Below are 15,903 nucleotides of genomic sequence, written 5' to 3' on the forward strand. Positions count from 1 at the left end.
TCGCTCTGATAGCATTAAATCCTAATGATGAATCTAAGAATACTGTTTTTACTCGTTTGCATCCTATGCCAGCCATTTGGAGGATCAGCTCAATTTAGAATTCCAGTGTTGGGCCATACGATTTATGAAGGAGTGTTTACTGGAAATGGTCTCCTGGGAACGATGACTTACTTAGCCGGTAAGAATTCGATGCGTGTGGATATTGGAAGAACTGATATTTATGATCATCGAGCGAATTCGGCCGATAAATTGTTTGATCAGGCGCGTATGTCGTTAGGTCATTTTGAAATAGAATTTGAACGCCCGATTGTGCAGGCACAAGGAGAAATTCATTTAAAAGATGCCTATGCTGAGGCGAAAGTCGGCACAGACCAAGGGATGGTGAGAATTCGGACGACCACCTTATCAAATGACAACATTATTTTGCTAGAGGTATTTAAAAAAGATTTTAACGGGAATTACCATCTTACATGGAAACCCGACGAAGCCATCAGCCCAAGGATGGGATTCAGCTATACGCAAAAACCGAAAAACTATCCGACAAATCCAAAAGGAAGTTTTGGCACCCAAGGCGAAATAAAATATTTTGATCAGCCTCTTCTAGCCGGGGGAGGGTATGTGACGGCTTATTGTGGCAGATCCGGCAAAGAAGTGGATACCTATTTAATTACCGTAGATTATAACCAGCAGGGAACCGCTTATGTCAAAAAGGCGATCAATTATGTTCAGAATTTTAAAGAACAAAAGTTAACGAAGGGACTGGCGTCCCATCGCAAGTGGTGGACAGACTATTTTGTAGCATCTACACTGGAGCTGCCAGATACGGTTTACCAGCAGTTTTATGAAATGCAACTGTATAAGCTTGCCAGTGCAACAAGGTCAGATAAACCCGCTATGGATTTACAGGGGCCCTGGACAAGTCCAACTCCGTGGCCAGCGTACTGGCTTAATCTTAATATGCAACTTGCTTATTCCCCTGTTTTCAAAGCGAACCAGCTCGGTATTACAAACTCGTTGATCCAGATGATTGATCGGAATAAAGATAATTTAAGACAAAATGTTCCCGAGCCTTATCGCTATAACAGTTTGGCTGTAGGTCGCTCCTCGGGGCCAAGCTTATGGAGTCCTGTTCTTCTGGCAAAAAATGTTTCATTGGATGCGGCTTCCGATGGTGAAAAGGAGCTAGGTAATCTCGTATGGCTGTTGCATAGTTATTATCAATATTATCGAGCGACCCTGTCGCAGGAAGTATATGATCGCTTATTTCCGCTACTGAAGGAAGCGATAAATTATCATTTGCACTTATTGGAAAAGAATCAAGCAGGAAAATACCATATCGGTGTGAAAACCTATTCACCAGAATATTCAAAAGGGTATGCTTATGATACAAATTATGATCTTTCTATTTTCAAATGGGGGCTCAAGACGCTTATTGAGCTGGATCAAGAAAGAGGCGGCAAGGATAAACTTCATGCTGTCTGGACAGACGTATTGGCCAACTTGATTGATTATCCACAAGATGTCGATGGCTTTATGATCGCAAAAGATCTACCGTATGGCGAGTCGCATCGTCACTATTCGCATCTAATGATGATTTATCCTTTTTACGATATAAACTGGGATCAGGTAAATAATCAAGCTCTTATTGAGCGCTCTATTGCACATTGGCAGAGCAAAAAGCAATTGTTGCAGGGCTATTCATTTACGGGGGCTGCCTCTATGTATGCCATGATGGGAAGAGGAGACTCGGCTTTGGCTTCGCTGGATGTGCTATTGCAGAAATATATTAAAGCCAATACACTATATGCTGAAAGTGGTCCGGTGATAGAAACCCCACTGGCAGCGATGGCCAGTATTCAAGAATTGTGTATGCAGTATTGGAATGGTGTATTACGCGTGTTTCCTGCTATTCCTCATAAATGGAAGGATGTTTCCTTTACCAATTTTTTGACAGATGGTGGAAATCTCGTATCAGCAGAGCGGAAAAATGGAAAAACGGCCAACATCCGGATCAAAAGTCAATATGGAGGTCGTCTACGTTTAAAATCCGATATCGGAATACCAGAGGTAAAGATACAGGGAAAAGGTACGTTTGATATAAGGAGAGATGGAACAATTGATCTGAAGCTTGATAAGGGAGCAATCGCTTTGATTAATGTACATTGATAAAAGTAAGCTAAAGAAATTACGTTGAAACTGAATATTCAAGCTCCTTGAGCCAATTGCTTAATATTCCTCGATCAATTGAAATAAAGAAAAAGAGCGGATTATTTAGGTATAGAATTAAAGCGCTAATGCGCTGACCAAATAAAAATAAAAGAATAGAAAATAATGAAATTAAAACAACTTTCCGTGTTATTATTGGCCATTTTGGGTACTTCGACTGTCGGTCAGGCGCAAACGGCAAAACCGAATCTATCCAAAGCGTTTATTCAGCAGCAGCTAGATGCTGCAGCGAAGCAAATAAAAGTCCTGGCGAACGAAACTCCGACAGAAAAGTTTCCAAAAACTTTCGAAAATGGCAAAGAGGTATTTTCTTCGTCGAGCTGGTGGTGTTCGGGGTTTTATCCAGGGACATTGTTGTATTTATATGAAGGCACCAAAGATGAAGGGTTATTAAAGAAAGCAACCGAGAAATTGACCTATCTAGAAAAAGAAAAGAACAACAAGGGCACACATGATTTAGGGTTTATGTTATTCTGTAGTTTCGGAAATGCACTTCGTCTCACGGGCGATACGCAAAAGTATGGACCAGTACTCAGCACCGGTGCGAATTCCTTAGCATCTCGCTATAGTCCCATTACCAAAACGATCCGTTCTTGGGATCACGGATCATGGCAGTATCCGGTTATAATCGATAATATGATGAATCTGGAGTTTTTGACACAGGTGTCTAAAATGACTGGAGATAAAAAATTCTATGATATTGCGGTATCTCATGCTGAAACAACTTTGAAAAATCACTTTAGAAAAGATTATAGTTCATACCATGTGATCGATTATGATAAAAACACAGGTAAGGCGATTGGTAAAAAGACCCATCAGGGCGCATTTGATGAATCGGCATGGTCAAGAGGACAAGGATGGGCGCTGTATGGTTATACCATGATGTACCGCGAGACAAAGAAGGAAGAATTTTTGAAGCAGGCCCAGCAAATCGCAAAGTATATCCTAAGCAATCCGAATTTGCCTGCTGATCTGGTTCCTTACTGGGATTTTGATAAAGATAAAATTGCGCAGTCAGATAAAATGTATCCGAATAAGGATCTGCGGGATGTATCTGCGGCGGCATTATATGCATCTGCTTTGTTAGAGCTCTCACAATATACGAAAGGGAGCGAAGCTTTGAATTATTTTGAAAAAGCAGAAACTATTCTTAAAAATCTGTCGAAAGCACCTTATATGGCACCTTATGGTCAAAATGGAGGTTATATATTACAACATAGCGTTGGAGCGCTACCGTTGAATTCGGAAATCGATGTGCCTTTGACCTATGCCGATTACTATTATGTGGAGGCCCTGGTCCGATATCAACGCTTATTGGCGGGCGAACCAATGATCAAAGAGATTGCTAAATAAGGCTGTCAACAGCTAAAAGCTTATTTTAGTGGGATCAGATCGTTTAAAAAATGATTTGTTTTAAGTAAGATTCGAACTTGATTAAAAGCGCAGTTAAAGCTAAAAGACAGAGGTGGCGTAGCCACCTCTGTCTTTTTATTGGCTCTTACGGAGTTTATTGGATCTTATAGAGACCACAATTCGATATAGCAGGGTTTAGCTACTTTGGTTAGGCGTCGCGGTCTGTTCCGATGGATTGTATCCAAACTGTTTTTTAAATTCCTTGCTGAAGTATTTTCTGTCGGAAAAGCCCACGGTATAAGCCACTTCACTGATATTCATGGTCGATGTCAGTAATTCTCTCGCTTTGTTTAACCTATACGTTTTGACATAATTGTTGAGTGACAAATTGGATATGGCCTTCAACTTGCGATAGAGAATTGGTGCGCTCATTCCCATTGTACGCGATATATAATTAACATCAAAGCCATCTGACTGGATATTAGCTTCGATCAACTCATTTAGGGATGAGATGAATTGCGCATCAAGTTCATTGTCGAATGAAGCTGTTTTGACCTGAAATTCTTTACTCTTTTTGTGGCTGATAGCCATGAGATTCTGAGCGGAGAGAAATAGTTGTTTATTGTCGAAGGGTTTTGTCAAATAGATATTGGCGCCCAGTTCTAGTGCTAAGGTTTGTGAATGGCTATCGGTTACGGCCGTCAGCAAAATGAACGGAATGTGGCTTGTTACCATATTTGTTTTAATGGCCTGACACAATTGAGCACCGTCCATGTAAGGCATCATGAGGTCTGAAATAATCAGATCAGGGATATATTCCAATGCTTTGGAAAGAGCCTCTTCACCATTGTTTGCTGTAATGATCGTGTAGGTATCCTGAAATAGATTGACAACTGTTGCTAATAATTCTTTATTGTCTTCTACAATTAAAATAGTTTGTTGTAAGGAAGTATCAAGCGTGCTTGGTACAGGTGTGCTAACGTCTTCTGTTTCCTTTCCAAGGAGGCCTATTGCTTGCAGCTCTACTTTCTCGCCAGCTTGTTTCGGTAAGGTTACCGTAAATACCGTCCATTTTCCTTTTTCATCGTCCTGTGAAAAACAACGAATGTCTCCCTTGTGTTGCAGCACAATTTGTTTGGTAAGTGCCAATCCAATGCCTGTGCCGATCGCATCATTAGCTTGTTCTTCACGATAGTATTCTTCAAATATTTTAAACTGATTGTCTGTAGCAATGCCAATGCCGTTATCAACTATGTTTATGGAAAACGAGTCATCACTTTCGATCAACTCCAAGTAAACTGTACCATAATCGGGTGTGTATTTGATAGCATTGGACAGTAGATTAAACATCACTTTATCAAATTGCACGGTATCGATGGATTGTAATCCTACTGCATCCAACTGACGTATATAATAGTTGAGATGTTTTGTTTTGGCAAGGTCATTCAGTAGGTAGAACGTGTCTTCTATGTATTCTCTAAAAGAGATGTCGGTTTTCTTCAGTACAAAGTGTTTGTCATCGAATTTTTTAAAGTCCAGCAGCTCGTTGATAACACCAAGGAGCTTACTGGCATTCTTTTTTATCCGTTTTACTTTGTTTTGTGTAGAAGTCAGATTGGCCGTTTCGGAAATAATTTCGTCTAATGGAGCTGTAATCAAAGTCAACGGTGTGCGAATTTCGTGCGATATCTGTGTAAAGAATTTTATTTTCTTTTCCTGTTCCCGTTCTGAATTGATCAACATCTCACGTTCGACAACAAACTTGATGACAAAATGTACACCCAAGGTAAACAAGCCGGCATACAACAGATAGGCCCACCAGGTTCTCCAAAAGGGAGGTTTAATATCGATATTGATCCGTAGGGGTATACTGCTCCAAATGCCATCGTTGTTACTGGCGAATATGGTCAAAGTATGCATTCCGACTGGAATATTGGTATATCGTATTGACGGAGTACTTGTTTCAACCCAATCCTTGTCAAAGCCATCAAGCTTATATCGGTATCTATTCTTTTGTGGTTTGATGAAATTAGAACCTGAGAAATTAATCGTAACAAAGTTTTCATCATGTCGGAGTTTGAGCTGATAGCTGTTGTGATCGGTCGTTTTCTGAAGCCGTCCGTAGTTCAATGGTGTCTCTTCGAGAAAGATATTCCGGAAGAGTACCTCGGGGATAGTCTGATTGAAAATTATTGTTCGGGTATCCATGGCAACTACGCCATTGAGTGTTGTGACGAATAGTGTTCCTGTTTTGCTGGCAAAGACTTTGGCTCCAAGTAGATTTTTGACCGGTAAACCGTCATACTGATTCAGGAGGTAGCTATGTTTTGTTTTGGGATTATAGCATATTAATCCATTTTTACTGGTAAGCCATACCTGATTGTTCACAAAGATGGGCCAGCCTAGCGAATTGTTCGGAAAGCGAGAGACCTTGGTTAATTGATCATGCTGATCAAAATGATATAAGTATTCTTTGGATGTCAGCCAGATGTCCCCGTTCGGGTGAACATAAAACCCACCTAGCGTTAATGTATCCAGCTGTTTTATTGGGTTTATGTTTGATTCATTTGGTTTTTTGCGAAAAAGTGTACCTCCTCTGAGAAAATAAGTCTGCTGTTTATTGTCCGCTTGGATATCATCAATTGTACCTGTTTTTAATGCAGCGTTATACGCTGCAGGTTTTCCAGGATCGACGATGTAAAGCCCTTTATTGGTTCCGAGGTAAATGCGATGTACGGGATCGACGTAAATGCTATAAATATTGTTTTTGAGATTCAAGACATCTTTTTCCAGGTAAAAGTGTTGTGTGTTTCCAGATTGTGCATCGATAATGGAGTAGCCCCCGCCATACTGTGCCGCATAAATTTTGTTATCTCTAACATATAGATCCTTGATCAGGTTTGACCGGGTCAATTTTGACAAAGGAGAGGTCGTTTCTGTTCTTTTGTCAATTTTGTTGATTCCCTCTTCCTCCGTTCCTATCCAATAGGCATTGTCTGATTCGGCGAAGCTACCGGTGATATCACTATTGAGGCTGAGACCAGGACGCGAACGTGTTGAGTAATGCTGTATGGGGATCAGTTCGGGGTAGATGGCATTGATTCCGCCGAAATAAGTTCCTATCCAGGTGATCTGTTGTCGATCAATAAAAATATCATAGATTGAATTTTGACTCAATGAGTTTTTGACGGAGGTATTATGTTTATAGTTTAAGAAATGTGGTGCCCCATTAAAGATGGAGAGTCCTTTTAATGTACCGATCAGCAGGTCTCCCTGTTTAGTTGGGACAATTTTCCGGATGTTATTGCTGAGCAGATTGCTATTTGTTTCTGTTAAGTTATTCCATTTTTTATCAGCGAAGTTATATTGGAATATTCCATGCAATTTTGTGCCAACCCACAGGATGTTTTTATGGAGATATAGGGCACAGAAAATACGTTCTTTTAAAGGGAGCGCAGGCAGTATCAGATTCTGGATATGGAGGACCTGATTATTTTGCAATGAAAAAGATTCTATGCCATTGTAACTGGCTATTATATAGTTGTTGGGGCTAGTTTGAATAATGGATTGCACCCGCGGACGGTCAAGAATTTTCTTGAGATTGTAGGTTCCAGCTGTCGGGACAGCCTGATAGAGTCCTTTGTCAGTGCACAAAAATATCTGGTCTGAAAGAAACTGAATGTCGGTAACAGCAATTTTTTCCTGAAAAGGTTTTCCCTGTTTAAATACGGCTTTACGTTTGTCGATGTCGAAAATAAATAACTGCGTTGCTGTAGCAATAAAAAGGGCATTATTTGCGTTGATGGCAATCTTGTTAATGTAATCTACCTTTTTAAATACCGTATCCTGTACGAGGATATTGGTGATATTTTGGGAGTCATAGACAAAAAGGTTGGCTCCGCCACCGAACCACAGTTTACCTTGTTTATCTTGAGCAATTGTTAATACCGCCTGTTTATCCAATACGTTCTCCTGGCTCAGTGTCTCAAATTTCAGATTCTGGGCATGACCAATGGAAATGATGGATATCAGCAGTAAAAAATGTCTCGATAAAATAGGTAGTATGCTCATGGTTATGGGGTATTTGTGTCAAATTTAAGATTTTACCCCCAAATATTTATGAATTTCACCCCTCTTAATTTGCTTATAGACTCATCTTTGACCTATTAAACAACCAATTTTTATTATAAAACTAATTTCCTAAAGTATGGCAAAGTTTTACAAAGTTGGACTGTCTGCTATGATGATGTTTACTGTGGGTGCGAGTATGGCACAACAGAAAATTTCAATTACGGGGCGGATTACAGACAGTCAAGGAGCACCTTTATCGGGTGTAACGATTCGAGAAAAGGGTGGAAGTGTTTCTACTTCTACAAATGCAAACGGTACCTATTCATTGTCAGTTGGCTCCAATGCAACAATTGTCGTTTCCTATATCGGTTATCAAAATCAGGAAGTTGTTGTCAATGGACGTAATGTCGTCAATGTAACTATGGATGGTACAAGTGCTGCCATTGATGAAGTTGTAGTCGTGGGGTACGGACAACAGAAGAAGGCGAAATTGTTAGGGTCGGTTGCGACGATTGATGGCAAGAAGCTTGAAAGTAGAGCGGTAACGAACGTATCTTCGGCACTTTCGGGGCTTGCAGCCGGTGTCCAAGTCAAAGTCGGTAATGGTAAGCCTGGTAGTGATGGAGCAACCATTCGCGTACGCGGTACAGGTACCATGAACAATAATGATGCTCTTGTCATTATTGACGGTATTCAGGGGGTAATGGATGCAGTAAATCCGGAAGATATTGAAACAATATCAGTATTAAAAGACGCGTCTTCGGCAGCTATCTATGGTGCGCGGGCCGCGAATGGAGTTATTGTCATTACAACAAAGAAAGGAAAAGGCGGACAAGCGCCGCAAATAAAATATTCAGGTTTGTTTTCGAGAACAACGCCAAGCGCAAAGCCTGAATTTGTAAGCGATTATTTGAGACATATGAGCTTGTTTCAAGAGGCCGCAGAAAATATCGGCGAGAAAGGCCCATATACGCAAAGTGCTATTGATACCTGGACGGCGGCAAATGCTGATCCAAATGGTTTGACTGCTCAGGGCATACCAAATTATGTCGCATATCCCAATACAAACTGGGGCGATTGGATTTATGAGAATGCCTGGTTAAAAAGTCATAATGTCAGTGTTTTGGGGGGGAGTGAAAATATCCGCTACAATCTATCTGGAAGAATACAGGATAACCCTGGCATTATGCACAATACAGGGATGAAACGCTATGAAGGGCGGGTGAATCTGGAGACAGATGTTACCAACTTCCTGACCGTGGGTACACAGACATTTGTTGTTAAAGAAGAACGTTCTATGGCTTCAGATGCCAATCTGTATAATTTTTTGCGGCAAACTACACCAGGTATTTACCCAATGTATGACAGTAAGTTTGGAAGCGCTGTGCTCAGCTCCGGAGAATCATCTCAGCTGAACAATTTATTGACCTACCTTTACGATAATAAAGGAAGTAATGAACGTACACGGCTCAACGCAACCTTATTTGCAAATGTTAAACTTTGGAAGGGTTTGACATTTGAAACGAAATTTAATTACCAGAGCCGATTTGATGAAGTGAAAACCTGGTCTGATCCGTCACCACGGTATGACTTTTCAACCATGACGATTACGTCGACTCCTGTTAACCTTGCGACCTCGACGACTGGACAGTCCTATAATAAAATTTACAGAAAATCTTTTGATAACGTATTGCGTTATAACACGACGATTGGTAAACATACGATTGGTGCATTAGTTGGTCATAATGAATTTTATTACAACGATTCTGGATTTAGTGCTTCTACAAAAGGATTGATAGATGCTACCATTACTAATATCGGTACAGGAACCGAGATGAATAGCATCTCCGGCGCAGAATCTGATAACTCCATGCGTTCTTTTTTCGGTCGCTTTAGCTACGATTATGATGGGAAATATTTAGCCGAATTTAGTTTACGCCGAGATGGTTCATCAAAATTTGGTCTTGGCAAGAAATATGGTACTTTCCCTTCTGTTTCGTTAGGATATATATTGTCTAAGGAATCATTTATGAAGGCGGTAGATCCTTATTTGCAAGATATTAAAATTCGTGGATCGTGGGGTAAATTAGGGAATGATGGCGGAGACGATCTCAACGTATATGGATGGCATGGTGTGTATGGCCAGGTAGGTTATTCTTTCAACGGCGCGCAGGCTAATGGTCTTAGATTGTCACGTTTTGGCAATAACTTGTTGCAATGGGAAGATTCCGAAAATAAGGAGCTTGGATTGGAATTTGCAACATTAAACCGACGCGCATCCGTGGAACTAAGTTTATACGATCGTAAAACTTCAAATATTATTCGTACAGCGCAGATGCCAATTACTGCGGGTACTGCTAGTGCTCCCTTTTATAACCAGGCCGCTATGCGTAATAAAGGAATTGAGCTTAACCTGAACTGGCGGGATAAGATCGGGGATTTCAGTTATAACATTGGTGGTAATTTCTCGTATAATAAAAATAAAGTTACGGAATACGAGGGTAAGCTGGTTCAAGGTATGGTTGATGACGGAACGGGAAAAATGGTATGGCAGACTAATTTAGGTGATGTATCTACAGGTGGTGTAAACCGAAGACTTGAGGGATACCAGTTGGATGAATTCTATTTACGTCAAGTATATAGAGGAAATGGTAGTTATTTTAATTCCGACGGATCCGTCAATGTTAACGGTGGACCTACTACAGGGATGATCCGTACGGATCAGGATTACGAGTGGGCAAAAGCGATGAAAGCTGCTGGTTATTCTTTTGTAACCTCATCCCAAGCCATTGCGGATAGCTATGGTTCGAATGCACGGATGTATTATGGAGACTTGATCTATGCCGATCTGAACGGAGATGGTATTTATGGAAATAATGCCGACCAGTACTTTACCGGAACGTCGACAAGTCCTAAATATATCTATGGATTTAATCTCGGATTCTCTTATAAAGGTCTTGATATGTCTATGATTTGGGCAGGAGAGGCTGGAGGACAGTATTATTGGACAGATGCTGGTTATAATAACAATGTGTTGATCCTTGGTAACCAGGTAACCACTCGTATTGCAGATGACCATTATTTCTATAACCCGGCGGCACCAAATGATCCACGTACCAATCAAAATGGATATTTCCCAAGATTGAAATACGGAACTTCTGCAGAAAATATCAATAATCAGGCAAGCGATTATTGGTTGTATAATGCAAATTTTTTAAAGCTTAGAAATTTGCAAATAGGTTATACGTTTGATAAGAAACTAACTGAAAAAGTTAAAGTACGTAGTTTAAGGGTATTTTTCTCTGGAGAGAACCTATTGATGTTTACTGATTTTCCGGGGTTAGATCCAGAAGTTGGTGCAGGAGCAGAATATCCAACAATGAAACAGTTTGCTTTTGGTTTGAATATTGGATTCTAAAAAGAGAAAGATTATGAAAAATAATATAAAAAAATATAATTTGTGGAGTAAAAAAATATTGCTTAGCGTGACTCTCGGTTCAGCAACATTGTTTTCTGCTTGTCAGAAGGATTTATTGGATACAGTACCTAAAACACAGGTATTGACCAATAATATGTGGCTAACTGAAAACCTTACGGACCAAGGTGTAAATGGTGTATATCAAGGTTTGCGCCTCGGTCAGATGCTTTATGTATATGATTCCTATGTTACTCTCCAAGGCCGGGATAATTCAACCTTGATGAATGCAACGGCAACAAGTTCATCGGGGATTTTTTCATCCACTTGGCAAAATTTATATGAAGGTGTTCATCGGAGCAATAATGCGATCTATGGGATAGCCAATGTGTCACCAGTGGGAGCAGAGAAAAAGGCTAAATTAACTGCAGAAGTAAAATTCTTACGCGCCTATTACTATTATCGATTGAATCAGTTGTATAAAGGAGTGCCTATTTATACCGATCCAATCGAATGGGACAAAGTTGATAAACCAAGGAATACTGAACAGGAAGTTTGGAGCTTTATCATTAAAGATCTCACGGATTGTATCAACGAAGCTCAGTTACCAAATCGCTATGATAAAGGAAATGCAAACTTTGGTAGGGTGACAAAATCTGCCGCTTATGCGCTCCGTGGCAAGGTTTATATGTATACAAAAGAATGGGCAAAAGCAATCGCTGATTTCGAACAGGTTAAAAACTTGGGACACAGTTTGTTTAGTAATTATGCGTCTCTATTTAAAGGAGATAATGAACAAAGTCCGGAGATTATATTTAGTATTCAGAATATCGCATTGGCAGGATACGGTTCGGATTATCAGTTCAGATTTGGGTCGCGCTCAGCATTTGGATCCAATTGGAATACTTATTTAGTACACCCTGATGCGGCAGACCGCTATCAACGCAAAGATGGATCTAAGTTTAATTGGAACGATTACTTGCCAGGCTATAATCAGATGGCACCGGGCCAAAGGGAGGTGTTTTTCCTTCGGAATAATTTGACTGCTACTGAAATATCGAATATAGAAAAACGGACGACAAACAAGCTTGATATGTCTTTGTATTTGCCTACCGGTAATGAAGAACGCCTGAAGAAAGCCTATGAAGATCGTGATCCTAGATTAGCTAGCAATGTCATTCTACCATATTCTACATTTGTGGGAGCCAATGGTGCAACAGATCAAACCTTTACTTCTAGATGGCCATATAGACAGGAGTTTGGTGGCGTGTTTGATTTGAGAACGGATATCGTCACTGATTTTTACTACTACCCACGTAAGTTTGTTTACGAAGGTGCTAATCCAGGTATCCCAAACAGAGAAGCTGGCGCATATGATTATATCGTCATGCGTTATGCGGATATCCTTTTGTTATGGGCGGAGGCATTGAATGAGTCGAAAAAACCAGGCGAAGCTGTGCTTAAGGTAAATGAGGTCAGAAAGCGTGCAGGAGTTGGAGAGTTATCGTTAGGAATTGGTGAGCAGGATCTTCGGAAAGAAATTCGTGAAGAACGCCGTCGTGAGTTGATGTGTGAAGGTGTTATCTATTTTGATGAGTTGCGTTGGAATACATTGAAAGAAACATCCTTTTACACAGGAAACGGCATTAAGCAAGCATGGGGAGGAGTCGTTTCTCCGTATGACTGGAGAGGTGATCAGCTCTATACATTGCCAATTCCACAAGTGGAACGGGAACGAAACACAGCCTTGACACAAAATAGTGGCTGGGACGATTAAGAAATAGGAGAAGATTTTTCTGTCTCCTGTAAAGAAGTTGTTATCAATCGCTCATGCAATCGTTTGCTCGAGCGATTGATTTCTTTTTGTTTGTTTTTTTTAGTTAAAATAAAGATTTTTAATGTTTTGTGTAACACTTCGATTGTGTTCGTTATAAACCAATGTCAATGAAAAGAAGACTCTTATTAAAACTATTGGGCGGTGCCGGGATGGGAGCCCTGGCGACATCTTTTGCTGGTGAAGCGAAAGCCAATGTTACCGCGTCGGAAAGAAATAATTACCGCGAGAACGATCGTGCCTATTGGGTATCTATCTTACACAAGATGGCAGCTCCCATATTGAGCAATATCAGTAAGGAACAATGGCGTAAAAATATGCCGATGGAGGTGAGCCCGACTTTTGATAGTAGGGATCCCGGCGTTGGATACCTGGAAGCCTTTGGGCGTTTGTTGGCTGGAATGGCACCTTGGCTGGAATTAGCGGATGACGCAACCGAGGAAGGTAAATTGCGTAAAAAATTACGTGACCAAGCATTATTGGGTATACAATATGGTGTAGATCCAAAATCTCCGGATTATTTTACTTGGCGAGGACCTTCATCTCAGACCCTTGTGGATGCAGCGCATCTTGCACTGGCTTTTCTGAGAGCCCCAAAAGCTTTATGGCAGCCTTTGGACCAGGCCACTAAGCAAAGAGTCGTCGAAGAGTTTAAACTATTGCGCAAAATTAAACCGAATGAGAGCAATTGGCTGCTTTTTGCGGCAATGACAGAAACATTTCTTTACAGCATAGGAGAGGAATGTGCACGGGAAAAGATCGATTATGCGGTCAATAAATTTGATCAGGAATGGTATGTGGGGGATGGCTGGTATAGTGATGGTGCCCATTTTAGTTTTGACCACTACAATGGTTATGTGATCCATTGTATGCAGGTGGAGTCACTGCGTCATAACATTTCAGCGGGAGGAAAATACAAGGAAATGTATGAGCGAGCCTATAAACGAATGCAGCGTTATGCGCATCACCTGGAACGCATGATCTCTCCGGAAGGGCATTATGTCGTTGTTGGACGCTCCTCAACTTATAAAAATGCCGCATTCCAGCCTCTAGCGACTGTTGCTCTAGAAAATAAGCTGCCCGAAGATATTTCGAAGGGTCAGGTCAGAGCCGCATTGACCACGATACTCCGCCATATTTATATTGACAAAACCTTTGCACCCTCAGGATGGCTGCGTATGGGCGTAGTGGGTGATAAACAATCCAATCTCGCAGATTACTATACAAACGCAGGCTCGATGTATGTGGCCTCTCTGTCATTCTTGCCATTGGGGTTACCGGCAGACGATGAGTTCTGGACCTGTGCTCCACAACCCTGGACTTCCCAAAAATGCTGGAATGCTGAGCAATTTCCCAAGGACTATTATGTAAGTTATTAAACGAAAAAAGAATAAAAAAGCAAAGATTAAGGACTGGATAAAATGAAGATACAACACTATATTACGGGGGCTTTAATGATCGGACTAGGAATGCAGGGAATTTCCTGTTCCAGTCAGCGAAACTTAGGGACAGTGAAATTGGGGCTTGACAAAGAATTTGTCCGTACCAATTTAGAAAATGCACACAAGCAGATCGCCTACCTCGCAGCATCGATCGATGAATCGGATATGCCTACAACCTATAAAGATGGTAAATATGTGAATTGGGGTTCAAGCTGGTGGTGTTCTGGATTTTATCCCGGTACAGTGCTCTATCTCTATGAATATACCAAAGATGAGAAGCTATTAACGGAAGCCAAAAGTAAGTTGAAGGAGCTCGAGAAGGAAAAGAACAACAAGGGAACACATGATTTGGGTTTTATGTTGTACTGCAGCTTTGGTAATGCATTACGCTTGACGGGAGATTCGGCTGCTTATAAGGAAATTTTAAGTACCGGAGCAGCCTCATTGGCGACCCGTTTCCACGAAGCACCCAAAACTATCCGTTCATGGGATGGGGGCAAAAACTGGGATGGCCAACCTTGGACTTACCCAGTGATTATTGACAACATGATGAACCTGGAGTTTCTGACGGAAGTTTCCAAAATGACAGGTGATAAGCGTTATCGTGATATTGCGGTGCAACATGCCAATACAACGATGGTCAATCACTACCGAAAAGATTACAGTTCCTACCATGTCGTGGATTACAATCCAAAGGATGGAAGCATTATTTCGAGAAAGACTGCTCAAGGTGCGTTTGATGAGTCTGCATGGGCTAGGGGACAGTCTTGGGGACTGTATGGTTATACGATGATGTACCGCGAGACCGGCGACAAGAAATATTTGGAGCAAGCTCGACATATTGCACAGTTTTATCTGAATCATCCCAATCTTCCAAAAGATCTGATACCTTATTGGGATATGGACCAGAACAAGCTTACTCCGGATAGTAAATATTATAGCCAGAAAGATCTTCGTGATGTGTCGACCGCTTCGGTGACCGCTTCGGCTTTGCTGGAACTGGCGCAATACACAACAGGTGGTGAAAGCCAGCTGTATATCTCAAAGGCTGAGCAGATGTTGCGGTCTTTATCATCTAAACCCTACAAAGCAGATTATAAAGAAGCCGGTGGCTATATTTTAAAACATAGTGTTGGTTCGATTCCACATAAAACAGAGGTTGATGTTCCTTTAACCTATGCTGATTACTATTATGTAGAGGCATTGGTTCGGTATGATCGGTTGCTCCAAGGAGAAAAGGTAATCAAGCCATAGAAACTATCATAAGTGCCTAGTCTTTGAAACAATGTTTGATTTATTGTTTCAAAGACATGATAATAATTCTATTGAATACTACAATTTTTAGAGCGAATTTTTTATTAGGTCACAATAGATCATGAACCATAAACATATATCAAATCCTGCTCCTTTGATATGGAAAGATGGTTCAGTTCTTATCGTTTTTAAAGGACGTAGCCGTGGAAAGAACTATCCATTTCAGAGCGAGCTAAAAAGAGGTAAATAGCCAAGAGAAATTTTCATTGGGAGGATCTCTTGTTCAGGGCTGTTCCATTAGTAGCAAT

At 40.9% G+C, this 15,903-nt stretch carries 7 protein-coding genes; 6 read left to right on the forward strand and 1 reads right to left on the reverse strand.

The annotated features are described in order from the left end of the window. Positions 1–24: 24 nt before the first annotated feature. Together B4N43_RS00890 and B4N43_RS00895 are read left to right on the forward strand one after the other, a co-directional pair. Positions 25–2,166, forward strand: a complete 2,142-nt coding sequence (locus B4N43_RS00890; RefSeq protein ID WP_286732340.1) for a glycosyl hydrolase family 95 catalytic domain-containing protein — start codon at positions 25–27, stop codon at positions 2,164–2,166. 165 nt (positions 2,167–2,331) lie between these two features. Beyond that, a complete protein-coding gene (locus B4N43_RS00895; protein ID WP_286732342.1) occupies positions 2,332–3,579 on the forward strand; it encodes a glycoside hydrolase family 88 protein in 1,248 nt (415 codons plus the stop codon). 195 nt (positions 3,580–3,774) lie between these two features. On the opposite strand, the gene B4N43_RS00900 is transcribed toward B4N43_RS00895, so the two are convergent. After that, positions 3,775–7,650: a hybrid sensor histidine kinase/response regulator transcription factor gene (locus B4N43_RS00900; protein ID WP_286732343.1), complete on the reverse strand. Its 3,876-nt coding sequence runs from the start codon at positions 7,648–7,650 to the stop codon at positions 3,775–3,777. A gap of 136 nt (positions 7,651–7,786) precedes the next feature. Between B4N43_RS00900 and B4N43_RS00905 the strand changes: the two genes are divergently transcribed. The 4 genes from B4N43_RS00905 (at position 7,787) to B4N43_RS00920 (ending at position 15,595) form a co-directional block, all read left to right on the forward strand. Further along, positions 7,787–11,068: a SusC/RagA family TonB-linked outer membrane protein gene (locus B4N43_RS00905; protein WP_286732344.1), complete on the forward strand. Its 3,282-nt coding sequence runs from the start codon at positions 7,787–7,789 to the stop codon at positions 11,066–11,068. 13 nt (positions 11,069–11,081) lie between these two features. Beyond that, the gene (locus B4N43_RS00910) at positions 11,082–12,842 is read left to right on the forward strand and encodes a RagB/SusD family nutrient uptake outer membrane protein (protein ID WP_286732346.1); all 1,761 of its coding nucleotides are present in this window, start codon (positions 11,082–11,084) and stop codon (positions 12,840–12,842) included. 167 nt (positions 12,843–13,009) lie between these two features. Continuing rightward, positions 13,010–14,278 carry a DUF2264 domain-containing protein gene (locus tag B4N43_RS00915; protein ID WP_182983482.1) on the forward strand — a complete coding sequence of 423 codons (1,269 nt, stop codon included), beginning with the start codon at positions 13,010–13,012 and terminating at the stop codon, positions 14,276–14,278. A 42-nt stretch (positions 14,279–14,320) separates the two neighbouring features. Continuing rightward, a complete protein-coding gene (locus B4N43_RS00920) occupies positions 14,321–15,595 on the forward strand; it encodes a glycoside hydrolase family 88 protein (protein WP_088160085.1) in 1,275 nt (424 codons plus the stop codon). The last annotated feature ends 308 nt before the right edge of the window (positions 15,596–15,903 follow it).

Source organism: Sphingobacterium sp. UBA1897 (assembly GCF_002337775.1).
Lineage (GTDB): Bacteria > Bacteroidota > Bacteroidia > Sphingobacteriales > Sphingobacteriaceae > Sphingobacterium > Sphingobacterium siyangense.

Bases quoted from the DNA above. Each gene is read 5' to 3' on its own strand.
- B4N43_RS00890 (WP_286732340.1), top strand. From the start codon at position 25: ATGATGAATCTAAGAATACTGTTTTTACTCGTTTGCATCCTATGCCAG.
- B4N43_RS00895 (WP_286732342.1), top strand. From the start codon at position 2,332: ATGAAATTAAAACAACTTTCCGTGTTATTATTGGCCATTTTGGGTACT.
- B4N43_RS00900 (WP_286732343.1), bottom strand. From the start codon at position 7,650: ATGAGCATACTACCTATTTTATCGAGACATTTTTTACTGCTGATATCC.
- B4N43_RS00905 (WP_286732344.1), top strand. From the start codon at position 7,787: ATGGCAAAGTTTTACAAAGTTGGACTGTCTGCTATGATGATGTTTACT.
- B4N43_RS00910 (WP_286732346.1), top strand. From the start codon at position 11,082: ATGAAAAATAATATAAAAAAATATAATTTGTGGAGTAAAAAAATATTG.
- B4N43_RS00915 (WP_182983482.1), top strand. From the start codon at position 13,010: ATGAAAAGAAGACTCTTATTAAAACTATTGGGCGGTGCCGGGATGGGA.
- B4N43_RS00920 (WP_088160085.1), top strand. From the start codon at position 14,321: ATGAAGATACAACACTATATTACGGGGGCTTTAATGATCGGACTAGGA.